Source organism: Nocardioides lacusdianchii (assembly GCF_020102855.1).
Lineage (GTDB): Bacteria > Actinomycetota > Actinomycetes > Propionibacteriales > Nocardioidaceae > Nocardioides > Nocardioides lacusdianchii.
The window spans coordinates 275,873-297,144 of the sequence record NZ_JADHZD010000005.1 but is presented as its reverse complement, the minus strand read 5'-3'; the positions used below and the strand labels follow the sequence as shown (position 1 = coordinate 297,144).

Below are 21,272 nucleotides of genomic sequence, written 5' to 3'. Positions count from 1 at the left end.
GTCCTGGTGTCTCGGATCCCAGACTGCCATCAATGATGATGCGCGGGCGCTCGCCGAGGTCTAGCGTCGGGAGGCAGAGCGACCATGACCGACCTTGTGCTCAACGTGGAGGAGCAGCGGGCGCTACGCCACCTGCTGGTCGCGATCCCCTGCCCGGGCACGCCGGTGCCCTCCGTGCACGTGCTCGAGTGGCTGGCGGTGCTGGTCCCGGCCGACACCCTGACAGCCGTCTTCCGCGACCGCGCGCGGTGCGCCCCGCAGCAGACCACCATCGGACGGGCTGCCGCGCTGGCGGACCACGACAGGCTCGAGATCGAGTTCGCCAACGGCGACGACGACGTCGTGCGGGTGACGTGGGTCCGACACCGGACGTCGTTCTCCGAGCGCGACCGTGCCATGGTGCGGTTGATCGTGCCGGCGCTGGCGCGACTCGTCCACGAGCGTCCGGCACCGACGCCCGTGTGCCTCACGACCCAGGAGCGGACGGTGCTGGGCCGGGTCGCGGCCGGGGCGACGAACGCGCAGATCGCCCGCGACCTCGGGATTGCCGAGTCGACGGTCCGCAAGCACCTCGAGCACACCTATCGCAAGCTCGGGGTGAGCGGACGTCTCGCGGCGGTCGCGCGGCTCCAGGAGCGGGACCTGCCCGGGCTCGACCTCAAGGAACGGATCGCCCGCATGGTCTAGTCGAGCGCGCCAAAGGTTCGCAGGAACGCGAATGGTGCGGCCGACGCGGTGCGCCGAGACTCGCAGCAGGCCACCTGTCGCGAAAGGCGTACGCCATGACCCCCCTCCGCCGCACCCTCGCCCTCCTCCTCACCAGCGTCCTCGCGCTTCCACTCGTCGCGACCGTCGCCGACGCCACCCCCGCCGGCAGCGGCCGCTCCGCGCGCGCGTCGGCCGGTCCCCAGGACGACCACGTCAAGGCGGCCGAGGCCGCAGTCGCGTGGCAGCGCATCGCCGTGCGCACCATCTGGTCCGAGACGGTGCCGACGCCGGCACCGCCCGTCGGGTCGATGTACCTCACCTTCACCTCCCTCGCAGTGCACGACGCAGCGCAGGAGGCCCAGCGCAAGGGACGGGTCGCAGCCACGGCAGCCGTCGCCACGGCCGCCCACGACGTGCTGCACGCCTACTTCCCGGCCTCTCGGGCCAACCTCGACGCCGACCTCGCAGCGATGATGGCGCGCGTCCCCGACGGGAAGAAGGCCGAAGCAGGTGCCGCGATCGGCGCCGCTGCGGCGGCCGCGATGATCACCTCGCGGGTGGACGACGGCCGCTTCGACCCGGCGATCGTCTACCAGAGGACGCCCGGTCCCGGCGTGTGGCAGCCCGCTCCCGGCGGCGTCATGGCACTCGCATGGCTCGGATTCCTCGAGCCGGTCGTCGATGTCGAGCCGGTGGCGCTCGACGGACCCGACCCGCTCGGCAGCGCCGCCTACGCCGCGGACTACGAGGAGGTCGCCGCGATCGGGTCCACGACCTCGACCACACGTACGGCGGAGCAGACCGCGATCTCGCAGTTCTTCGCCAACAACGTCAACGGCGCCTACCGGCTGGCCGTGTGCGAGGTGCTCGACGGCGAGCCGATGGGCTTGCTGCCCACGACGCGGTTGTTCGCGCGGATGGACGCCGCGGTCCTGACGAGCTTCATCCAGACGTTCCGGCTGAAGTACGACGTGGGCTTCTGGCGTCCCGCCCAGGCGATCGCAGCGGCGGGCTCCGACGGCAACCCGGACACCGTCCCGCAGACCGGATGGGTGGCGCTGAACCCCACCCCGGCGTACTCCGACTACACCAGCGGCCATGCCGCAGCGACGTCGCCGTGGGCGGAGGTCGTGCGCCAGACCCTGGGCGACGACACCCCGCTCGTGATCCGCGTCGGGGCGCAGACGCGCAGCTACGCCACGATCTCGGCGCTCGAGCACGACGCCCTGAACGCACGCATCTGGGGCGGCCTGCACTTCCGGGACGCAATGGACGACGGCTACCACCTCGGCCACATGACGGCCCAGCGGGTGATGCGGGTCATCCGCTGACGGCGACCGACCGGCCCCACCCGTACGGATGACGTCCACGGGCACACACCCGCGAGGTGTGCCACGGTGAAGGTCGGGAGGCCCGCCCGGGGTCACCGGAGGAGGAGGAACGCCATGGGTACGACCGGTTGGATCATCGCCGTGGTCGTCGTCCTGGTCGCGGTGGCGCTCGCCGCCTGGCTCGTGACGCAGCAGCGGAAGAAGAAGCAGCACCAGCACGCCGAGCACCTGCGGGAGGAGGCGCACGCGCACGCCTCGGAGATCCCCGAGGCGCAGGTGCGTGCCCAGGAGTCCGCCGCACAGGCCGAGCGGGCCCGGATCGAGGCGGAGCGCGCCCAGCAGCAGGCGCGCGAGGCCGAGGTCGCGGCAACCCAGCAGCAGGCCGTGACCGAGGACAAGCTGCGGACCGCCGACGCCGTCGACCCGCGGGTCGACACGTCCTCGACGGACTACACCCCCGGCGACGACACGGGCGCGAGCACGGACCTCGCAGACGGATCGGCGCGGCACCGCGCCGACGGCGGGGAGACGCCCCGCTCCTGACGCGGGGTGCCAGACTGGTGCTCCGTCGTCGTCGTGAAGAAGGAAACCCGTGACCACGTTCATCGTCATCGCCGTCATCGTCCTGGTCGTGCTGGCCGTGGCGTTCGTCGTGATCCAGCGCAAGAACCGCGAGGCCAACATCGAGCGCGCCGACCAGCTGCGCACGAAGGCCGCCACCGAGGCCCAGGGCACGATCGCACCCGCGCAGGAGCGCGCGGCGACGGCTGAGGCGGAGGCCGCCGAGGCACGGGCGATCGCCGAGAAGGCCGAGGTTGAGGCGGAGGCCGCCCGCCTCGAGGCCCAGCAGGTCGAGGCCTCCCACGAGGCCCAGGTCCGCGCCGCCGACCGGCTCGACCCGCGCGTCGACCACAAGGCCGACGACTACGCGCCCCAGGTCGCCGGCACCGTCGACCAGCAGCCCACCGCGCCGTCGGACGTCAACGCCGAGCCTGCCACCGGAGCGCCGGCCACCGCCGCCGGGGCCGAGGCGCCGGCGACCACCACCGAGGCCGAGACCCCGACAGCCCCGAGCTCCGGCCTCCCGCGCCGCACCCCGGGCGCCCAGGAGATGCCGGGCAGGCCGATCGAGACCGACGGCTCCGGCGGCTGGTTCACCCGCAAGGACAGCGAGCAGTCCTGACGGCGACCCGCCGCACGTCGGTCCGCCGGTGAGCCAGGTCCCCGCCGCCACCCGCACCCTGCGGGTGCTGCGGTTCCTCGCGACCCAGGCTGACCCGGTGCCGCTCGACCGGATCGTGCGCGCCTGCGACCTCCCGCGCAGCACGGCCTACCACCTGCTCAACACGATGATCGACGAGGGCTTCGTCGTGCACCTGCCCGACGAGCACCGCTACGGCCTCGGCGTGGCCGCCTTCGAGGTCGGCAGCGGCTTCACCCGCCAGGAGCCGCTGGCCCGGCTCGCGCGCCGCCCGCTCGCCGAGCTGGTCGACCGGACCGGGCACGGGGCGCACCTCGCGGTGCTGCACGGACGCGACGTGCTCTACGTCGTCGAGGAGCGCGCGCCCGGGCGTCCGCCCCTGGTCACCGACGTCGGCGTACGCCTGCCCGCCCACCTCACGGCCTCGGGGCGCACGATCCTCGCCGCGCTCCCGGCCAGCCAGGTCCGCGCGCTCTACCCCGACCGCAGCGCCTTCGTCGACCGGCACGGCAAGGGGCCCACGTCCCTCAGCGCGCTGCGCTCCCTCCTCACCGAGACCCGCCAGCGCGGGCACGCCACCGAGGACGGCGAGGTGACGCCGGGCCTGCAGAGCGTCGCCGTGGCGGTGCTCGACCACAACGCGCACCCGGTCGCGGGTGTGGCGGTGACGTTCCCGAGCGACGAAGGTGCCGACGTGGCCGACATCGCCGCAGCCGTCGCGGCCACCGCGTCCCGCTTGAGCCGACGCGTCAGCGGCCCGGCCTCGCGCTACACGTGACGTAGCCCGTCGCGGGTGCTGATGGCCGTCGAGCTCTCCCGTGGGGGGAAGGTCACGCGCGTACGTCGCGGCTGAGGTCCAGCGGGACGAGCAGCGCCTGGTCGACGTACCAGCGGATCGGCCTGTCCAGGACGACCATCGCACCCCCGCCGGGCTGCTCGAACCAGGGAGCCGCCCGACCCTCCTTGACCGCGTCCGGCAGCTCCTGGGCCACGACGAACGCGAAGTAGGGACTGCCCACCCGCGACGGCGGCTCGGACCTCTGGTCGAACGGGGTCCCGAGGGCGAACAGGTGGTGCTCGGTCTCTGCGCCGTAGGCGTCCAGCAGGTCCCCGGGGAGGAGGCCCGTCGGGCCGGCAGCGCCTCCGCGCTCCTCGGTCCGAGCCACGACGCCGGCGGCCGTGCGTGCACCGGCCTCGAGCTCGGGTGGCTCGAGCCGACGCCCCAGCGGCGGCACCGGACTGCTCGCGAGCCGGACCGCGAGCGCCACGGCGTCCGCGAGGGTCCACAGCGTCTCGTAGGCCCGGAAGGCGCCGCGTCCGGTCGCACCGACCACGAACTGCTCGCCGAAGGGGACGATGGACCACGCGTCCGCGGGCGGCGCCGGCGCGCCCGGGGCAGGCGGCGGGGCGAGGACGACGGCGTCGGGAGCCAGTCCCTGCTCCCGCAGTGCGCTCTCCAGCGGCTCAGTCACGTCGGGCCTCGAGGCGGGCGAGCGTCTCCGCCGCGCGCGCCTGCATGCGCTCCCGGATGGCGGCCCGCTCGTCGGCGTCGATCGTGCGCGCGGGCTGCAGGAGGCGCCTGCGGAGCTCGACCACGACATCGGACTCGGAGCCGAACTCCTCCACCCGGTCGTCGTCCCGGGTCCGCCCCAGCTGGCGCAGGACGACACCGCCCGCCGAGGCCTCGCAGACGTAGGTGCCCTCGTCCCACGACGTCACGTCGGTGCCCCGCTGCACCTGGGAGGGGTCGGTCCCTGCGGCGGCGAGCTCGGCGCGCAGGTCGTCGATGGTGTCCGCCATGTCAGTCCAGCTTCCTCAGGTAACCGTTCTCGACGTACCAGCTCATCGGCTTGTCGAACATGTACTGGACGCCGCCTCCCGGCTGCTCGAACCACGGGGCGATCCTGCCCTCGGTGACCGACTCCGGCAGGGGCTTGAGCACCTCGTACTGCGTGTAGTCGCTCCCCACGCTACTCGGCGGCAGGGCCCGCTGGTCGAAGGGAGTGCCCGAGGGGGAGGCGTACGCGCCGTCGGCAGGGCCGTAGCGGTCCAGCACGTCGCCGGGCTCGACGCTGTTGGGCTGCGGCGGGCCGTCGAAGCCGTCCTTGAAGCCGTGCTCCTCGGTCGGCCAGCGCCACCCACCGCCGCCGTCGCGAGCCTCGGGGTCCCAGTAGCGGTCGTGGAAGCCCTGCTCCCCGAGCCCCCCGTAACGGTCGTAGCCGTTGGGATAGTTCTCGCTGCCGGGGACCCCGTCGTCCAGGGTCCTGCCCCGTGACCAGTCGGTGACGTCGTCGAGGTCGACGTGGCGAAGGTCGCCGAGGTCGCCGAGGTCGTCCAGGTTGTCGAGGTTGTCCAACCGGTTGAGGTCGCCCAGCCCGTCGAGCACGTCCATCCCGCCCTTGGCGCCGCGGGTCGCCAGGGCGCCGGCGCCGCCGGTCGCGACGGCCGCGATGGCGTCGGGCACGAGGTGACCGATCGCTCGGGCCGGGTCGTCGGCCCAGGTGTCCCAGTCGAGCAGGCTCTTGCCGAGCTCCTTGCCGAACCCGATCGGGTCGGTGGTGAGGCCGGTGTAGATGCCCTGCGCCATGTCGACGGCGTTCTCCACGTCGAGCTCGTAGGTCTTGGCCAGCTCCTCCGGCGTGAGGTCGCCGGTGGCGAGCTTGTAGGCGTCGATCACCAGGTTGACCGGGCTGAACGGAACCATCGTCAGCAGGTCCCACACCGCCTCGCCGGCGCCCTCGAAGATGCCGCCGACGAACTTCAGGCCCGACTCGAGCCAGTTGGGCTCCTCGGGAGCATCGGCACAGCCGGCCCGGACCTCGCCAGCGCACACGTGGGCGGCGTTGTCGAGGTCGGCGCGGACCGCCTGCATCGCCCGCAGCGCCTCCTGCTGGATCGGGTCGCCCCAGTCGACGAACGGCTGGGCCTGGTCGGTGCCGCCGCTGCTCCAGTAGGCACGCATCCGGTCCATGTAGGAGCCGTACTGCGTGCGGGCGTTCTCCGACTCCTGCTGCCCGCGCTCGTGCTCCGCCTTCGCCTCCGCGGCGCGCCGCTGGCCGTCCTCCAGCACGCCGGCGTACGTCGTGAGGCCGGCCGCGGCCTTCTTGAAGCCGTTGCCGGCCTTGGTCCAGCGGTCCGGCTCGAGGTCGTGCGCCTCGCGGAACTCCTCTGCCGCCCGGCCGGTCCAGCCGGACACGTCGATCTTCGACAGCGCGTCGCCGGTGTCGTAGAAGAGCTGGCCCTTCTGCTCCATCAGCAGCGCCCTGGAGCGGATGTTGCCGGGGTTGCCCTCGACCTCGAAGTCCGGCACGTCACATCACCTTGATGCCGGCGATGGTGCCCTTGAGGGCCGAGAGGGCGTCGTAGCCGGCCTTGTCGGTCTCGAAGTAGTTCATCGCGATCTTGCCGAGACGACCGGCCATCTCCTCGACGTCCTGGCAGAGGTTGTTGACGCCCTCCTCCCAGCGACCCTTGAACTCGTCGAGGGCACCCCAGACCACGTCGCTGCCGACGTCGCCCTTGCCGGGGACGAGGTCCTCGACGTCCTTGTCCTTGAACAGCTGGACGGTCTCGCTGAGCCCCTGGGCGGCCTGGCCCATGCTCTCGAGGTCGACCTCGAAGTCGTACGACGGCATGGGCTCCCGATTCCCCCGGCGACCGCTGCTCAAACCGTCCAGGACCCGGCAGACCGGTGTGTGGGATCACCGCGCACGGGGTAGGAAGGTCGCGATCGACCCGAACGAGAGGGGGCGGCCGTGGCCGTCGGACTTGTCTACTCCGAGATGCAGGCGGCGGCGCAGGCCGTCGCCGACGCGGTGGAGCCGTTGCAGCAGACCCTGCAGGCGCTCGGCGCCACCATCGAGACCGAGGCCGGCAAGGGCTTCAGCGGCCAGGCCGCCGCCGGCTTCGGCGAGGCGGTCAACGCGTGGTTCGACGTCGCGATCACGCTCGGCCCGATCCTCGACGGCTACGCGCAGAACCTCATGTACGTCGCCCAGGAGCACGCCACCAACGACGTGGCCCAGGCCGAGCGCTCGGGCCACCTCGCCGACCGGCTCGGCGGTGGTCCCCGGTGACCCGCGGCCTGGTCGTGCACCAGGGCTCGCTGTCGACGCTGGAGACCGCCCTCGCCGACGCCACCGAGCAGATCACCACGCAGATCGACGACCTCCTCGAGCAGGTGGAGTCGCTCACGCCTGGCTGGGACGAGACCAGCGAGTCGCACCTCGCCCACCTCGAGCACCAGCAGAAGCTGCGCGACGGCGTCACCCGACTCACCGACGCGCTGGACCAGGTCAGGACGAAGCTCGCGACCCACCGCGAGGACGCCCGCGAGATCGAGGTCGAGAACGTCGCGATCGTGAACTGATCACGACGGCTCCTCCGGGTTTCAAGTTACCTGCGGGTAGGATTCTTCTCACTCGCTCGAGCCCTGCCGCCCCCACCCGGGACGGATCTATGCTCCGGCTCTGTACGCCCCGACCGAGGAGCACCCCTTCATGCAGATGATCGCGATCGTCGTCTCGTTCGCACTGACCGCCGTCGCCGTGGCCATGCTGGTCCCGGCCGTACGCCGCATGCTGGGCGTGATCCGCGCGGGCCAGCCGGCGCCGGGGCGCACGGACAACCCGGCCGGGCGCACGACGACGATGCTCAAGGAGACGTTCCTCCACACCCGGATGCTGCAGTGGCACTGGGTCGGGATCATGCACTGGTTCGTCTACGCGGCGTTCCTCTTCCTCAGCACGGCCGTGCTGGCGGCGTACTTCCAGCTCTTCGAGCCGTCCTTCGCCTGGCCGCTGATCGGCCACTGGTACCCCTACGAGTGGTTCAGCGAGCTCATCGGCCTGCTCAGCACGGTCGGCATCGTCTACCTGATCATCTACCGCCAGAAGCACCACCCGCGCTCCGAGGGCCGCCGCAGCCGCTTCTTCGGATCCAACTTCTGGCAGGCCTACTTCGTCGAGGCGCTCGCCCTGCTCGAGGGCGCGGCGATCCTCTTCGTCCGCGCCGCGGAGTGGAAGCTCGACGAGGACGCCGGTCGCAGCCACTACCCGATCGCCTCGTGGATCGGAGACGCGCTCTACCCCAACGACACCCAGACGCTCGAGAACCTCATCTACGGCATCGCGGCCTTCAAGATCTCGCTCGCGATGATCTGGCTGATGGTGATCGCCCGCAACATCACCATGGGCATCGCGTGGCACCGCTTCACCGCGTGGTTCAACATCTACTTCAAGCGCGAGTCCGACGGCAGCACCGCCCTCGGTGCGATGAAGCCGCTGATGTCGGACGGCAAGCCCGTCACGCTCGACGACATCGACGACCTCGACGAGGACTCGGTGCTCGGCGTCGGCAAGGTCGAGGACTTCTCCTGGAAGGGCATCCTCGACTTCACCACCTGCACCGAGTGCGGCCGCTGCCAGTCGCAGTGCCCCGCCTGGAACACCGAGAAGCCCCTGTCCCCCAAGCTCCTCATCACGGCCCTGCGGGACCACGCGTACGCCAAGCACGACGGGGACCCTGCCCACGCCGAGCGCGAGCTCATCGGGGTCGGCTCCAAGGGCGAGAGCGGCGGCACGGCCGGCGCCGACGTCCTCGACTACTTCTACAACCCCGAGGACGCGCCCTTCGTCATCGACGAGGACGTGCTCTGGAACTGCACCTCGTGCGGCGCGTGCGTCCAGCAGTGCCCCGTCGACATCGAGCACGTCGACCACATCATGGACATGCGGCGCTACCAGCTGCTGGTGGAGTCGAACTTCCCCGCCGAGCTCAACCAGCTCTTCAAGGGCCTGGAGAACAAGGGCAACCCGTGGAACATGTCGAGCACCGCTCGCATGGACTGGGCCAAGGGCCTCGACTTCGAGGTGCCGGTCGTCGGCGAGGACCTGGAGTCCCTCGAGTCGGTGGACTGGCTGTTCTGGGTCGGCTGCGCCGGTGCGTACGAGGACCGCGCGAAGAAGACCACGCGTGCGGTGGCCGAGCTGCTCGACATGGCCGGCATCTCCTTCGGCGTGCTCGGCAACGGCGAGACCTGCACCGGTGACCCGGCCCGTCGCGCCGGCAACGAGTTCGTCTTCCAGGGCCTGGCCCAGCAGAACGTCGAGACGTTCAAGGAGTACAAGGTCAAGAAGGTCGTCTCGACCTGTGCCCACTGCTTCAACACCCTGAAGAACGAGTACAAGGACTTCGGCATCGAGCTCGAGGTCGTCCACCACACCCAGCTGCTCAACCGCCTCGTGCGCGAGGGCAAGCTCACGCCCGTCACCGACGGCGCGGGTGCGGCGAAGCGCTCGATCACCTACCACGACCCGTGCTACCTCGGTCGCCACAACCAGGTCTACTCCCCGCCGCGCGAGCTGCTCCAGGTCCTGCCGGGCGCGGAGATCGTCGAGATGGAGCGCAACTCCGAGAAGTCCTTCTGCTGCGGCGCCGGCGGCGCGCGCATGTGGATGGAGGAGAACATCGGCGAGCGGATCAACATGAACCGCACCAAGGAGGCCGTCGGCACCGGCGCCGACCAGATCGCCGTCGGCTGCCCCTTCTGCCGCGTGATGCTCTCCGACGGGCTCACCATGCAGCAGAGCAAGGGCGAGGCGCGCGAGGAGGTCGAGGTGCTCGACGTCGCGCAGATGCTGCTCGCCTCGGTGAAGGGCGAGCAGGCGACCAAGGCCGCTCCCGGCTCCTCCGCCGCCGCGGCTCCCGCAGCGGCGGCTGCGACCGCCACGGACGTGGCCACCAAGGACGAGCCGGAGGCCGGGGACGTCACCGTCACCGAGGACACCGTCACCGAGACCGCCGACGTCGGCCCCGCCGCCAAGGCGTCGGGGGGCTCGTCGCTCTTCGACACGCCTGCACCCGAGGAGCCCGCGCCCGCGAAGCCCGCCGAGTCGGGCTCGCTCTTCGACACCCCCGCGCCCGAGCCCGCCCCTGAGCCCACCGTCGAGGCTGAGTCTGCCAGCGACTCAACCGCAAGTGCGCCCGCCGAGACCCCCGCCACGACCGACCTCGGCGCGGGCGGATCCCTCTTCGACCTCGGCACCCCCAGCGAGCCGGAGGCCGCAGCCGCAGAGCCCGCCGTCGCCGTTGAGTCTCCCAGCGACTCAACCCCCAGCGCGCCCGCCGAGACGCCCGCCGCCGACCTCGGCGGCGGCGGATCGCTCTTCGACATCGCCGCGCCCGAGGCGCCTGCACCCAAGGCCGCAGAGCCGGCACCCGCGGCCACGCCCGAGCCCGAGGCGAAGGCCGCGCCGGAGCCCGCTCCGGTCGCCGGGGCCGAGCCGGAGGAGCCGGTCGCGGCTGCGACCGAGCCGCCGGCGGAGCCTGCCCCGGCGTCGAGCGGTACGACGTCCACGCCGACCACCGACGCCGACCTGTCGAGCCTCGGCTCGCTGTTCGACCTCGAGGCACCGGCCACGACGACCACCCCCGCCGCCGCCAGCGCACCCACGCCGGCCGCGGAGCCCGAGGCGGAGGCAACACCGGAGCTCGAGGCAGAGCCGGAGCCCGACCCCCAGCCGGACCCCGCCCCCGAGGAGCTGGCAGCTGCCGCGCCGGCCGCGCCGGCGTCCAGCGGTGCCGCCTCGACCCCGACCACCGACGTCGACATCTCCGGCCTCGGCTCGCTCTTCGACCTCGAGGCACCCGCCACGACGCCGGCGCCCGCAACCAGCGCACCTGCGCCGGCTGCGGAGCCCGAGGTCGAGGCGACGCCCGAGCCGGACCCGACGCCCGAGGTGGAGGCGACGCCCGAGCCGGAGCCGGAGGCCCCGGTCGAGGCCGAGGCCGAGGCCCTCGCCAGCGAGGCCGAGCCGGAGGCAGCGGCACCCAGCGCGCCGCCCAGCGGCGCGGACCTCAGCCGGGCTGCGACCTTCGCCGAGCCCGAGGACTCCGCTCCCCAGGCCGAGCCCGCTGCCGAGGCGGCCCCCGCCGAAGAGGCGGCTCCTGGCAACGACCCGGAGACGGTGGTCGACGCCGACGACGCGCCGACCCAGGAGCCGGCCACCGAGCCCGCCCCGTCCACCGACGGCCCGGCCCACACGCCGCGTACGGACGTCGACATCAGCGGTTCGGGCTCGCTCTTCGACCTCTGACCGCCGCCCAGCGTCATACGAACCCGCACCCATCGGTGCGGGTTCGTATGACGTCCGGGCCAGGCAATACGGACGCGTGACATCACGCCGATGTCAGATGACGTCACTCTGGCATTGACATGACATCACTGTGGTGTCACGATGGTGCGCATGGACATCACGCCGTACGTCGACTCCCTCCGCCGCGACCTCGTCGCCGCGGCCGAGGCGGGCGGTGACGAGCTCAAGCAGGCCGCCGAGCGCCTGGCCTACGCCCTCGACCCGAGCGCACGCCTCGCGCTGATGGAGGCCATCTCCCACGCCGCGGCCGAGATCACCGCCGAGCTGCCCGACGGCAGCGTCGACGTACGCCTGGTGGGTCGCGAGCTCGACTTCGTCGTCGAGGTCGCCCCGCCGAGCGCCGTCCCGGCCCCGCCTCCCCCGCCCGCGGCCCCCGCGCCGCCGGAGGACGAGGACGGTGACCTGGCCCGGATCACCCTCCGCATCCCCGAGGCCGTCAAGGCCCGGGCCGAGGAGCGCGCCGCAGCCGCCGGCCAGAGCCTCAACACCTGGCTGGTCGGTGTCGTGCGCGCCGCGTCCAACGACCACGCGATCAACATCGACGTCGACCTCAGCAGCATCCCGTTCGTCGGCTACGACCCGTTCGCCGCCACCCGGAAGCAGGGGCACGGCAACGCGAGGCGGATGACCGGCTGGCTCTGACCCGCCGCCCCACCAGGAACCACCAACGACACCGCACCACAGCGGACCGGCACCGGCCGGCCCGTCGGACGAGCACACCCTCACACCGACCGGAGACACCGATGAGCCAGCACCTCGACCGCAGCTTCGACACCCCCGAGCCGATCGACCTCTACGTCGAGAACGGCCGCGGCCTGGTCGACATCACCGCCACCTCCACCACGGAGACGACGGTCCGGATCACCGGCGAGCGCGCCGAGGAGTACGACGTCCGCGACCTGTCCGAGGGCCACGGGCCGCGCCGCATCGCGATCATCGCGCCCCCGCGCAGCGGCGGCTTCTTCGGCAAGGACCCCCGCGCGGAGGTCGTCGTCGAGGTGCCGGTGGCCAGCCGCGTCGACGCCAAGGTCGGCAGCAGCGACGTCCGCCTCCACGGACGCTTCGACGACACCCGCGTCGACGCGGGGTCGGGCGACATCTCCCTCGACGTCGTCGACGGCGACACCGTCGTCCAGTCGGGGTCCGGCGACCTCGTCGCCGAGCACCTCGCCGGCGAGGCACGGGTCAAGACCGGCTCCGGCGACGTCCTCGTGCGCCGCGCCGACTCGAGCCTGGTCGTCACGACCGGCAGCGGCGACGTGCGCGTCGGCGTGGCCGGCGACGAGGTGGCCATCAAGACCGGGTCCGGCGACGCCCAGGTCGGCACGCTCGATGGCGAGGCCGTCTTCACCACCGGGTCGGGCGACCTCGTCGTCGGCGAGGCCGCGTCGGGGCGGGTGACCGCCCGGACGGCCAGCGGCGACGTCCGCATCGGCGTACGCGCCGGGACGCCGGTGTGGACCGACGTCCGCACCGCGAGCGGTCGGCTGTCGTCGAGCCTGCCGTCGACGGGCGAGCCCGCTGCCGACCAGCCCTACCTCGAGGTGCGCGCCACCACCGCCTCGGGCGACGTCACCCTCCACCAGTCCTGACGCACTCCCACCGAGAAGGAAGGAGCACGACCATGTACGAGTCCCTCACCGACCTCGAGCTCATCGCCCGGCACCGCATCGCCGAGCGCGTGCGCTACTACCCGCGCGCCCCGAAGCGGCGCTGAGCCGCAGCGGCGTCGCGGTTCAGGACCGCATCGCGACGCCGCGGCGCCAGTAGCCCATGAAGGCCACGCGGCTGCGGTCGAAGCCGAGCTCGTTGACCAGGTGCCGTCGCAGGCCGGTCACGACCTTCGACTCCCCCGCGATCCAGGCGTACGTCCCGCCGACACCGCCGGCGTCGTCCGCGACCTCCTCGCCCGAGGACGAGTAGGACGGGGTCTCCCAGAGGTCGGGGTCGACCTCGTCCGGGGCGACCTCGACCGTCGCGCCGGGGATGCCGAGGTGCGCCACGACCGCGTCGTGGAGGCCGAGCCCCAGCTCGGCGCCCTCACGCGCCAGCCACACGACCTCGACGCCGGCGGGACGGCGTACGTCCTGGACGTCGGCAGCCACGGGCACCTCGAGGAACGCCGTGCCGCGGGCGTCGGCGGGCAGCTGCTCGAGCACCGAGCAGACGGCCGGCACCGCGGTCTCGTCACCCACCAGCAGCAGGTCCGAGCCCGGGGTCGGGTCGAACTCGATGCCGCCGTAGGGGAATCCACGCCGCGGCGCTAGCACCACGATCCGGTCCCCCGGAGCGGCCGTGGAGGCCCACAGCGACCCGGGTCCGACGAGGTCGCCCTCGAGGTGCAGCACCATGTCGACGACGAAGGTGGTCTGCTCCCCCGAGCCGCGCACGTCCCGGATCGTGTAGGTCCTCATGTGCCCGCGCTCGGAGGCGGGACGGTCCAGCCAGGTGGCCAGCCACGTCTCGTCGGCACCCTCGGTCGAGGTCCTGCCGCCGGTCTCGGGGTCGGGGAAGATCAGCTTGATGCGCTGGTCGTAGCGCGGGCCGTCGACGCCGAAGTGCGCGAGCTCGGGGCCACCGAGCTCGACGCGGGCGAAGGTCGGGCTGATCCGCTCGACCGAGACCACCTCGACGTCGGCGAGCAGCATGGGGAGCACGGAGGTGGTCACGGTCATCGGGTCTCCTTGACGGGGCTGGCGGGGGCGGGCACGGGCGTGTGCCGTCCCACGGGTACGACGAGGGGCGTGTGCGACACCGGGTCGTCGATCACGCGGTTGTCGAGGCCGAACACGGTGCGCACCACCTCCTCGGTGACCACCTCGCGCGGCGTCCCCTCGGCCACGATGCGGCCGTGGAGCAGGGCCACGAGGTGGTCGGCGTAGCGCGCGGACAGGTTGAGGTCGTGGAGCACCATCACGATCGTGGTGCCGCGACGGGCGTTGAGCTCGGCGAGCAGGTCGAGCATCTCGACCTGGTGGGCCACGTCGAGGTAGGTGGTCGGCTCGTCGAGCAGCAGCAGCTCGGTGCCCTGGGCGAGCGCCATCGCGATCCAGACGCGCTGGCGCTGGCCGCCGCTGAGCTCGTCGACCATGCGGTCGGCGAGCTCGAGGGTGTCGGTGAGCACGAGCGCCTCGGCCACCGCCTGCTCGTCCTCCTGGCGGGTCCGGCCGAGTAGACCGAAGGGGCCGTGGTGCGGGTGGCGTCCGCGGCCGACGAGGTCGGCCACGGTGACGCCCTCGGGCGTGATCGGGTTCTGCGGGAGCAGGCCCAGGGTGCGAGCGACCTGCTTGGTGGGCAGCCGGTGGATCGCCTCGCCGTCGAGCAGCACGGCACCCGACCGCGGGCGCAGCAGGCGCGCGAGCCCGCGCAGCAGCGTCGACTTGCCGCACGCGTTGGCGCCGACGACGACAGTGACCTTGCCGTGCGGCACCTGCAGGTCGAGCTCGCGTACGACGTCGGTGTCGGCGTAGCCGAGCGTGAGGCCGCTCGCCTCGAGGCGGGCGCTGCCGGTGCCGGTGGGATCGGCGGGGTTCATGCCGCCCTCCTTCCACGGAGTGCGTGACGGGGGCCGCGGGCGAGCAGCCAGAGCAGGAACGGTGCGCCGAAGGCGCCGGTGACGACGCCGACGGGCAGGTTGAGGTCCGGGACGGCGTAGGCGCCGATGTGGTCGCCCACCAGGACGATCACGGCGCCGACGAGCCCGGCGGCGGGCAGCGTCGTACGCCCTCGGTTGAGCGCCCGCGCGATCGGGCCTGACAGGAAGGCCACGAAGGCGACCGGGCCGGCGGCCGCCACGCCGACGGCGACGAGGAGCACGCCGAGCAGCATCAGGAGCTCGGTGCGCGTACGGCCCACGCCTAGGCCGGCCGCGGCGTCGTCGCCGAGCTCGCTGACCGGGAGGGAACGCGCGGCCCACGCGGTGGCGGGCAGCAGGACGGCGAGGGCCACGGCCAGCAGGCCGATGCCCGCCCAGGCGACGCCGTTGACGCTGCCGGTGAGCCAGCGCAGGACCAGCTGGACGTCCCACTCGTCGACGCGGGTGAAGACGTACTGGATGACCGACTGCATCGCAGCGGCCAGCCCGATGCCGGCGAGCACGAGGCGGAAACCTCCGTGGTCGCCTGCGACGGCGCGGACAAGGAGCGCGACGCCCAGCGCCCCGGCGACCGCGGCGGCAGAGACCGACCAGCCCGACCAGCCGGCGAGGGCGATCGCGGACACGGCGGCTGCGCTCGCACCGAGGCTGACCCCGACGATGTCGGGGCTGGCCAGCGGGTTGCGCAGGGTGGTCTGGAAGATCGCGCCGCCCACGCCGAAGGCGACGCCGACGAGCACCGCCAGCACCGCGCGCGGCAGCTTGGACTCCATCACGATGTAGGTCGCGCCGGGGATCTGCTCGCCCCCGAGGATCCGCACGAAGTCGGGGATCGTCACGGTGTAGTCGCCGAGCAGCACGCGCACCGCGAACGCGCCGACGAGGGCGAGGACGAGACCCGCCACCAGCCGGCGGTGGTGGAGCCGGGGCGCGCGACGCGCACGGCGTACGACCTCGACGGCGTCGGGAGCGGTCGGCGCCTGGCGGCGCTCGAGGGTGAGGCTCACAGGGCCCTCCCGGTGCGGCGGACGAGCGCGATGAAGACGGGTACGCCGACGGCGGCGGCCATGATCCCGACCTGCACCTCCGACGGCGGCAGCACCACGCGGCCGACGGTGTCGGCGACCACCACGAGGACCCCGCCGGCCAGCATCGAGAAGGGCAGCACGCGCACGTGGTCGGGGCCGACGAGGCTGCGCACGACGTGGGGGACGACGAGGCCGACGAAGGCGATGGGGCCGGCGAGCGCGGTGGCGGTGCCGGCGAGCAGGACGACGGCGAGGCCGACGACGATGCGGTCGCGGGTGGTGCGGCGGCCGAGCCCGCGGGCGAGGTCCTCGCCGAGCGCGAGGGTGTTGAGCAGGCGGGCTCCGGCGAGCGCGAGCACCGCGCCGACCAGGAGGAACGGCAGACCAGTCAGCAGCACGTCGAGGCCGCGGCCGCCGATGGTGCCGACCTGCCAGAAGCGGAAGGACTCCATCGTCTTGCGGTCCGCGAGGAGCAGGCCGGTGGTCCAGCTGCTCAGGCCCGCGGTGAGGGCCGCGCCGGTGATCGCGAGCTTCATCGGGGTCGCGCCCTCACGCCCGATCGAGGCGATCGCGTGCACGAGGAAGGCGGCGACGGCGGCGCCGACGAAGGCGACCGGCAGCAGCTCGGCCAGGCCGGTCGTGCCGAGGAGCGTGAGGGCCACGACCATCGCGAAGGTGGCGCCGGCGTTGACGCCGAGGATGCCCGGGTCGGCCAGCGGGTTGCGGGTCAGGCCCTGCATGAGCGCACCCGCGAGCCCGAGCGCGGCGCCGACGGCGAGGCCCAGGAGGGTGCGGTCCAGGCGCGCCTGCACGACCGGGTGGAGCGGGTGGCTGCTGTCCCAGACCGCGTCCAGCGGCACCGCCCGCGCCCCCAAGAGGAGCGACAGTGCCGCAGCACCCACCAGCGCCGCGACCGCGATCGCGACGCTGGCGGGCAGTGCGGGTCGCCGCCCCCGGCCTCCCCCCAGGGGACCGGAGGCGGCTTCCCGCGCCAGGGGGAGGGTGCTCACTCAGGCGCCCTCGATGGCCTCGACGACGTTGGGCACGAAGTCGCTGATGATGACCGGGATCGACAGCGGCGTGGGGTTGGTCGACGCCATCGCCGTCGCCTTGTCGGCCTCGGCGTAGAAGTGGCCCTCGGCGACCGCGGGGATCGCGCCGACGAGGCGGTCCTGCTCGATCTGCGCCACGTCGTCGGACGACTCGACCCAGGTGATGAAGACGTCCGAGCCCAGCTCGCTGGCCTGCTCGGCGGAGACCGTGCCGTAGAACTCGCCCGGCTTGATCGCGTCGGCGACCGCGGGGGCGTCGACCATCCCGAGGTCACGCATGAAGGACACCCGCGGGTCGGCCGGGGCGTAGATGCCGACCGTGGAGAGGTCGGCGGGGGTCAGATAGCCGTAGATCAGCTCGGCACCGTCGAGCTCGGGGTTGGCGGCGCTCGCCTCCTCGATGGTGGCCTCGGTCTCGGCGGTCACCTCCTCGGCGAGCGCGGTGCGGCCCAGCGCCTGGCCGATCATCTCGAGCGAGGTCTGCCAGTTGGTCGTCCACGGTGCCTCGGGGTATGCCACGACCGGCGCGATCTTGGAGAGCTTGGCGTACTCCGCCTCGGTGATGCCGGAGTTGGTCGCCAGGATCAGGTCGGGCGCGAGCTCGGCGATCTCGTCGATCGGGGCGCCGTCGGCGTCGTCGTACCTCACCGGCGCCTCGGCGCCGGCCTCCTCGATCGCGGCGTCGAACCACGCGGTCGAGCCGGCCTCGTTGCCGCCCCAGGTGATCTTGGTGGCACCGACCGGCACGACGCCGAGGGCGACCGCGCTGTCCTGGTCGGTCCAGCCGAGGGTGGCCACGCGGGTGGGCTCGGCCTCGATCGTCGTCTCGCCGAGCGCGTGCTCGATGGTCACCGGGAACGCGTCCGGGTCGACGCTCGTCGTCGTGGTCGGGTCGGCCGCATCGGCGGCGGCGTCGGTGGATCCGGTGCTGCAGCCGGTGAGGGCGGCGACCAGGAGGGTCGCGGCGGCCAGCGGCGCGGCGAGGGTTCGCTTCATCAGATTGCTCCGTGCAGAGTGTGAGGGTGACCTAAGTAAGGCCAGCCTAACCACACCTCTTCGCAATTAGGCAACGCGGGTGTGCCGTAATCCGACAGGTGGACACCGGAGCAGTCCACCGGGACGTGGCTCCCCGGGCTGGGCGGGAGAGGGCGTACGCCTCAGACGGACGTGCGGTGGAAGTTCTGGAAGGAGCGGCTCGGGGTCGGACCCCGCTGGCCCTGGTAGCGCGAGCCGTACTTCTCCGAGCCGTAGGGGTGCTCGCTCGGCGAGGAGAGCCGGAAGAAGCAGAACTGGCCGATCTTCATGCCGGGGTAGAGCTTGATCGGCAGGGTCGCCACGTTCGCGAGCTCGAGGGTCACGTGCCCGGAGAACCCCGGGTCCACGAACCCCGCGGTCGCGTGGGTGAGCAGCCCGAGCCGACCCAGGGAGGACTTCCCCTCGACCCGCGCAGCGATGTCGGCGGGCAGCGACACCACCTCGTACGTCGACCCGAGGACGAACTCGCCCGGGTGCAGGATGAACGGCTCGGCGCCTTCCGGCTCGACCTCGCGGGTCAGCTCGGACTGGTCGGCGGCGGGGTCGATGTGGGGGTAGCGGTGGTTCTCGAAGACGCGGAAGAACCGGTCGAGGCGTACGTCGACGCTGGAGGGCTGCAGCATCGCGGGGTCCCACGGGTCCAGCGCGATCCGGCCGGCGTCGATCTCTGCGGTGATGTCGCGGTCGGAGAGCAGCACGCGGCCGACCCTAGCCCTCGTTCGGGTCCGCGGGGAGGGCTGATCACAATGGTGGGGTGAGCTTCCACCGCTACGTCGCCCTGGGCGACTCCTTCACCGAGGGCGTCGGCGACCCCGACCCGACGCGCCCCAACGGCCTGCGCGGCTGGGCCGACCGGGTCGCCGAGGTCCTCGCGCAGCAGACCGACGACTTCGGCTACGCCAACCTCGCCGTGCGCGGACGCAAGCTCGGCCCGATCGTCGCCGAGCAGCTCGACGCCGCGATCGCCCTCGAGCCGGACCTCGTGACCATCCACGGCGGCGGCAACGACGTCCTGCGCCCCCGCGTCGACATCGACGCCCTCGCCCGGACGTACGACGACGCCATCGCGCGCCTGTCCGCGACCGGGGCGCGGGTCGTCATGTTCACGATCTTCGACCCGGGCGGGCGCGGGATCTACGGACCCGTGCGCGGGCGGATGGCGATCTTCAACGAGTGGGTGCGCGAGATCGCCGACCGGCACGGTGCCACCGTCGTCGACATGTGGCGCATGCGCGACATCGAGATCGCCGGCGTGATGGACACCGACCGGATGCACCTCAACCACCACGGGCACACCCACATGGCCCACGCCGTCCTCGAGGCGATCGGCGTCGAGCACGGGCTCGAGCCCGTCGCCGTCGGGCCCCTCCCCGTCCTCGGGCGGCGCGAGCAGTGGCGCGCCAACGCGCAGTGGACCCGCGAGTTCCTCGTGCCGTGGGTGCACCGCCGGGTCACCGGGCGCTCCTCGGGCGACACCGTCTCCGCGAAGCATCCCCACCTGTCGCGGCTGACGTAGCCCGGCTCGGGTAGCATCTGGCCCGCTGTCCTCGGACGGCATGCGGATGTAGCTCAGCTGGTAGAGCGCGACCTTCCCAAGGTCGATGTCGCGAGTTCGAATCTCGTCATCCGCTCCAGTTCTTCAGAGGGCGTCGCCACCCGCGTCGGGCGTCGCCGCCCGCGCTCGTGCGTCGCCGCCCGCGCTCGTGCGTCGCCGCCCGCGCTCGTCGCGTTCCCCGGGTACCCGGGGAACCTCGAGCCTCACCCCCGAAACTTCGCACTGGAACCTCCAGTTTCCCCGGGTACCCGGGGATCGCGACATGGGACAGATGGGGAACTTGCGCCTTCTGGGGCCAGAGAGGACAGTGAGTCGTCCGCGTTCTCGGATCGAAGGTCTCTCCCCATGCCTGATCTCCTGCCCGATCTCCCCCGCCCCCTCCCCCGCCCCCTCCCCCGTCTCCTGGCCCGCGTCGTCGCCCACCGCATCGCCGGCGACGACGTACGCCGTCCGCTCTGGCGCCACCCGGTCGCGATCGCGACGGCCGCGCTCGCGCTCACGCTCGGCGCGGTCCCGCTCCTGCCCGACGACGACGCCGACCGCGGCGGGATCGCCCCGAGCGCCGAGACCACGGAGACCCCCGGTGCCGTCGGGCGCGGCGAGCTGACGCCGCAGATGCGCCGTGAGATCGACCGTGTGCTGGCCGAGGGCACCGCGCTCGACCGCGCGCAGGGGCGTACGGCGTTGGCGCGTGCGTCCGTGCGCTGCGCCACCTTCGAGGGACAGCGCTACTGCCTCGGCTTCGGCTGGACCAACCAGAGCCGCGAGGCCCTCGCCGCACGCCTCGAGACCCAGCCGCGGGCTCGTCGCGCCGAGCGCACCGGCGGCCTGGACGCCGACGGCCTGCTCGCCCGCGCCAGTGCCCGTACGTCGACCGCGCGCACCGAGGCCGAGCGCGCGGAGCTGACCATGGCGGCCCGCTCGGTCGGCAAGGTGTGGCTGCTGCGCCACGAGATCCAGGGCGTCGAGCTTCCCGCCGACTTCGCGGCGAAGTATCCCGAGCTCGCCGCCACCGCCAGCGCCCGCGGCGGCTTCGGCGGGAAGTACCCCGAGAAGTACGCGATCATGGACGAGTCGCAGGTGCAGTCGCAGAACACGACCTACTGGTGCGGCCCGGCCGCGATGCAGGCCATCGGCTGGGGCAACGACCAGTTGCGCAAGAACCAGACCTACTGGGCCCGCCGCCTCGGCACCACCACCGCCGGCACGGCGATCACCGACATGGTGCGGGTGGTCAACAACAAGACGTCGTACGACGACGAGGCGCACGCCGGCCCCTACGTCACCCTCGACATCAGCGACTTCACGTTCAAGCAGTGGTACCGCCTGATGATGCGCCACGTCCACGACTACCAGGCGCCCGTCGTCCTGCACCCGGTGCTGCTCAAGCAGTACTACCCCTACCTCGACGACGACGCGTCCGGCCACTTCCAGGTCGGCCGGGGCTTCGACCAGGACCCGGACGGCAACCGCAAGATCGGCTACTTCGAGCCGTGGGACCAGTCGCGCTTCGACCCCAGCGAGCCGGCCATCGGCCGCGTGCAGTGGCGTAACGCCTACAAGTCCTACCGCGCCAACCTCGACCACTTCCAGCACAACGTCGGCGTCTGA

22 protein-coding genes and 1 tRNA gene are annotated in these 21,272 nt (G+C 72.6%); 13 read left to right on the top strand and 10 right to left on the bottom strand.

The window, feature by feature from the left end; all coding sequences use genetic code 11:
• Positions 1-84 precede the first annotated feature (84 nt).
• From IRX98_RS09875 to IRX98_RS23060, 5 genes are all read left to right on the top strand, one after another.
• Positions 85-687, top strand: a complete 603-nt coding sequence (locus IRX98_RS09875) for a helix-turn-helix transcriptional regulator (protein ID WP_224276266.1) — start codon at positions 85-87, stop codon at positions 685-687.
• A 95-nt stretch (positions 688-782) separates the two neighbouring features.
• A complete protein-coding gene (locus IRX98_RS09870) occupies positions 783-2,039 on the top strand; it encodes a vanadium-dependent haloperoxidase (protein ID WP_224276264.1) in 1,257 nt (418 codons plus the stop codon).
• A gap of 114 nt (positions 2,040-2,153) precedes the next feature.
• Positions 2,154-2,582 carry a hypothetical protein gene (locus IRX98_RS09865; protein ID WP_224276262.1) on the top strand — a complete coding sequence of 143 codons (429 nt, stop codon included), beginning with the start codon at positions 2,154-2,156 and terminating at the stop codon, positions 2,580-2,582.
• Between the two features lie 49 nt (positions 2,583-2,631).
• Positions 2,632-3,222: a hypothetical protein gene (locus IRX98_RS23440; RefSeq protein ID WP_224276261.1), complete on the top strand. Its 591-nt coding sequence runs from the start codon at positions 2,632-2,634 to the stop codon at positions 3,220-3,222.
• Positions 3,223-3,250: 28 nt separating this feature from the next.
• Positions 3,251-4,018, top strand: coding sequence for an IclR family transcriptional regulator (locus IRX98_RS23060; protein ID WP_224276260.1), 768 nt, complete (start codon positions 3,251-3,253; stop codon positions 4,016-4,018).
• Positions 4,019-4,070: 52 nt separating this feature from the next.
• Here the strand turns inward: IRX98_RS23060 and IRX98_RS23435 are convergent, their stop codons facing one another.
• From IRX98_RS23435 to IRX98_RS09835, 4 genes are read right to left on the bottom strand one after another with little or no spacing between them, the layout of a single operon-like run.
• The gene (locus tag IRX98_RS23435) at positions 4,071-4,712 is read right to left on the bottom strand and encodes a TNT domain-containing protein (RefSeq protein WP_224276259.1); all 642 of its coding nucleotides are present in this window, start codon (positions 4,710-4,712) and stop codon (positions 4,071-4,073) included.
• Positions 4,705-5,040 (bottom strand): hypothetical protein, encoded by a 336-nt coding sequence (locus IRX98_RS09845; protein WP_224276258.1) that lies wholly within the window; start codon positions 5,038-5,040, stop codon positions 4,705-4,707. The genes IRX98_RS23435 and IRX98_RS09845 overlap by 8 nt, the downstream gene beginning before the upstream one ends.
• A gap of 1 nt (position 5,041) precedes the next feature.
• Positions 5,042-6,550: a TNT domain-containing protein gene (locus IRX98_RS23430; protein WP_224276257.1), complete on the bottom strand. Its 1,509-nt coding sequence runs from the start codon at positions 6,548-6,550 to the stop codon at positions 5,042-5,044.
• Position 6,551: 1 nt separating this feature from the next.
• Positions 6,552-6,875 carry a hypothetical protein gene (locus IRX98_RS09835; protein ID WP_224276256.1) on the bottom strand — a complete coding sequence of 108 codons (324 nt, stop codon included), beginning with the start codon at positions 6,873-6,875 and terminating at the stop codon, positions 6,552-6,554.
• Positions 6,876-6,995: 120 nt separating this feature from the next.
• Here IRX98_RS09835 and IRX98_RS09830 point away from each other — a divergent pair, with 120 nt between their 5' ends.
• From IRX98_RS09830 to IRX98_RS09810, 5 genes are all read left to right on the top strand, one after another.
• Positions 6,996-7,316 (top strand): WXG100 family type VII secretion target, encoded by a 321-nt coding sequence (locus IRX98_RS09830; protein ID WP_224276255.1) that lies wholly within the window; start codon positions 6,996-6,998, stop codon positions 7,314-7,316.
• Positions 7,313-7,609, top strand: a complete 297-nt coding sequence (locus tag IRX98_RS09825; protein WP_207083069.1) for a WXG100 family type VII secretion target — start codon at positions 7,313-7,315, stop codon at positions 7,607-7,609. The genes IRX98_RS09830 and IRX98_RS09825 overlap by 4 nt, the downstream gene beginning before the upstream one ends.
• A gap of 130 nt (positions 7,610-7,739) precedes the next feature.
• Complete coding sequence (locus IRX98_RS09820) at positions 7,740-11,336, top strand: (Fe-S)-binding protein (RefSeq protein WP_224276253.1); 3,597 nt, start codon at positions 7,740-7,742, stop codon at positions 11,334-11,336.
• A 150-nt stretch (positions 11,337-11,486) separates the two neighbouring features.
• Entirely contained in the window at positions 11,487-12,038 is a 552-nt protein-coding gene (locus IRX98_RS09815) for a toxin-antitoxin system HicB family antitoxin (RefSeq protein WP_224276251.1), read from the top strand.
• A 101-nt stretch (positions 12,039-12,139) separates the two neighbouring features.
• Positions 12,140-12,988 (top strand): DUF4097 family beta strand repeat-containing protein, encoded by an 849-nt coding sequence (locus IRX98_RS09810; protein WP_224276249.1) that lies wholly within the window; start codon positions 12,140-12,142, stop codon positions 12,986-12,988.
• A 144-nt stretch (positions 12,989-13,132) separates the two neighbouring features.
• Here the strand turns inward: IRX98_RS09810 and IRX98_RS09805 are convergent, their stop codons facing one another.
• From IRX98_RS09805 to dcd, 6 genes are all read right to left on the bottom strand, one after another.
• Positions 13,133-14,071 carry a siderophore-interacting protein gene (locus IRX98_RS09805; protein ID WP_224276247.1) on the bottom strand — a complete coding sequence of 313 codons (939 nt, stop codon included), beginning with the start codon at positions 14,069-14,071 and terminating at the stop codon, positions 13,133-13,135.
• On the bottom strand, positions 14,068-14,931 hold the full coding sequence (locus IRX98_RS09800) for an ABC transporter ATP-binding protein (RefSeq protein WP_224276245.1): 864 nt from the start codon (positions 14,929-14,931) through the stop codon (positions 14,068-14,070). Before IRX98_RS09800 ends, IRX98_RS09805 begins: the two co-directional genes overlap by 4 nt.
• On the bottom strand, positions 14,928-15,998 hold the full coding sequence (locus IRX98_RS09795; protein WP_224276243.1) for a FecCD family ABC transporter permease: 1,071 nt from the start codon (positions 15,996-15,998) through the stop codon (positions 14,928-14,930). Before IRX98_RS09795 ends, IRX98_RS09800 begins: the two co-directional genes overlap by 4 nt.
• Positions 15,995-17,029: a FecCD family ABC transporter permease gene (locus IRX98_RS09790; protein ID WP_224276241.1), complete on the bottom strand. Its 1,035-nt coding sequence runs from the start codon at positions 17,027-17,029 to the stop codon at positions 15,995-15,997. Before IRX98_RS09790 ends, IRX98_RS09795 begins: the two co-directional genes overlap by 4 nt.
• Complete coding sequence (locus IRX98_RS09785; RefSeq protein ID WP_224276239.1) at positions 17,030-18,067, bottom strand: iron-siderophore ABC transporter substrate-binding protein; 1,038 nt, start codon at positions 18,065-18,067, stop codon at positions 17,030-17,032.
• Positions 18,068-18,228: 161 nt separating this feature from the next.
• Positions 18,229-18,804: a dCTP deaminase gene (gene dcd / locus IRX98_RS09780; RefSeq protein WP_224276237.1), complete on the bottom strand. Its 576-nt coding sequence runs from the start codon at positions 18,802-18,804 to the stop codon at positions 18,229-18,231.
• A gap of 56 nt (positions 18,805-18,860) precedes the next feature.
• Here dcd and IRX98_RS09775 point away from each other — a divergent pair, with 56 nt between their 5' ends.
• The 3 genes from IRX98_RS09775 to IRX98_RS09765 all read left to right on the top strand — a co-directional run bounded on the left by IRX98_RS09775 (position 18,861) and on the right by IRX98_RS09765 (position 21,272).
• Positions 18,861-19,622, top strand: coding sequence for an SGNH/GDSL hydrolase family protein (locus tag IRX98_RS09775; RefSeq protein WP_224276235.1), 762 nt, complete (start codon positions 18,861-18,863; stop codon positions 19,620-19,622).
• Between the two features lie 42 nt (positions 19,623-19,664).
• Positions 19,665-19,740, top strand: a tRNA-Gly gene (locus tag IRX98_RS09770).
• A gap of 266 nt (positions 19,741-20,006) precedes the next feature.
• A complete protein-coding gene (locus IRX98_RS09765) occupies positions 20,007-21,272 on the top strand; it encodes a C39 family peptidase (RefSeq protein ID WP_224276233.1) in 1,266 nt (421 codons plus the stop codon).

Bases quoted from the DNA above. Each gene is read 5' to 3' on its own strand.
- IRX98_RS09875 (WP_224276266.1), top strand. From the start codon at position 85: ATGACCGACCTTGTGCTCAACGTGGAGGAGCAGCGGGCGCTACGCCAC.
- IRX98_RS09870 (WP_224276264.1), top strand. From the start codon at position 783: ATGACCCCCCTCCGCCGCACCCTCGCCCTCCTCCTCACCAGCGTCCTC.
- IRX98_RS09865 (WP_224276262.1), top strand. From the start codon at position 2,154: ATGGGTACGACCGGTTGGATCATCGCCGTGGTCGTCGTCCTGGTCGCG.
- IRX98_RS09845 (WP_224276258.1), bottom strand. From the start codon at position 5,040: ATGGCGGACACCATCGACGACCTGCGCGCCGAGCTCGCCGCCGCAGGG.
- IRX98_RS09835 (WP_224276256.1), bottom strand. From the start codon at position 6,875: ATGCCGTCGTACGACTTCGAGGTCGACCTCGAGAGCATGGGCCAGGCC.
- IRX98_RS09820 (WP_224276253.1), top strand. From the start codon at position 7,740: ATGCAGATGATCGCGATCGTCGTCTCGTTCGCACTGACCGCCGTCGCC.
- IRX98_RS09815 (WP_224276251.1), top strand. From the start codon at position 11,487: ATGGACATCACGCCGTACGTCGACTCCCTCCGCCGCGACCTCGTCGCC.
- IRX98_RS09810 (WP_224276249.1), top strand. From the start codon at position 12,140: ATGAGCCAGCACCTCGACCGCAGCTTCGACACCCCCGAGCCGATCGAC.
- IRX98_RS09805 (WP_224276247.1), bottom strand. From the start codon at position 14,071: ATGACCGTGACCACCTCCGTGCTCCCCATGCTGCTCGCCGACGTCGAG.
- IRX98_RS09800 (WP_224276245.1), bottom strand. From the start codon at position 14,931: ATGAACCCCGCCGATCCCACCGGCACCGGCAGCGCCCGCCTCGAGGCG.
- IRX98_RS09785 (WP_224276239.1), bottom strand. From the start codon at position 18,067: ATGAAGCGAACCCTCGCCGCGCCGCTGGCCGCCGCGACCCTCCTGGTC.
- IRX98_RS09765 (WP_224276233.1), top strand. From the start codon at position 20,007: ATGCCTGATCTCCTGCCCGATCTCCCCCGCCCCCTCCCCCGCCCCCTC.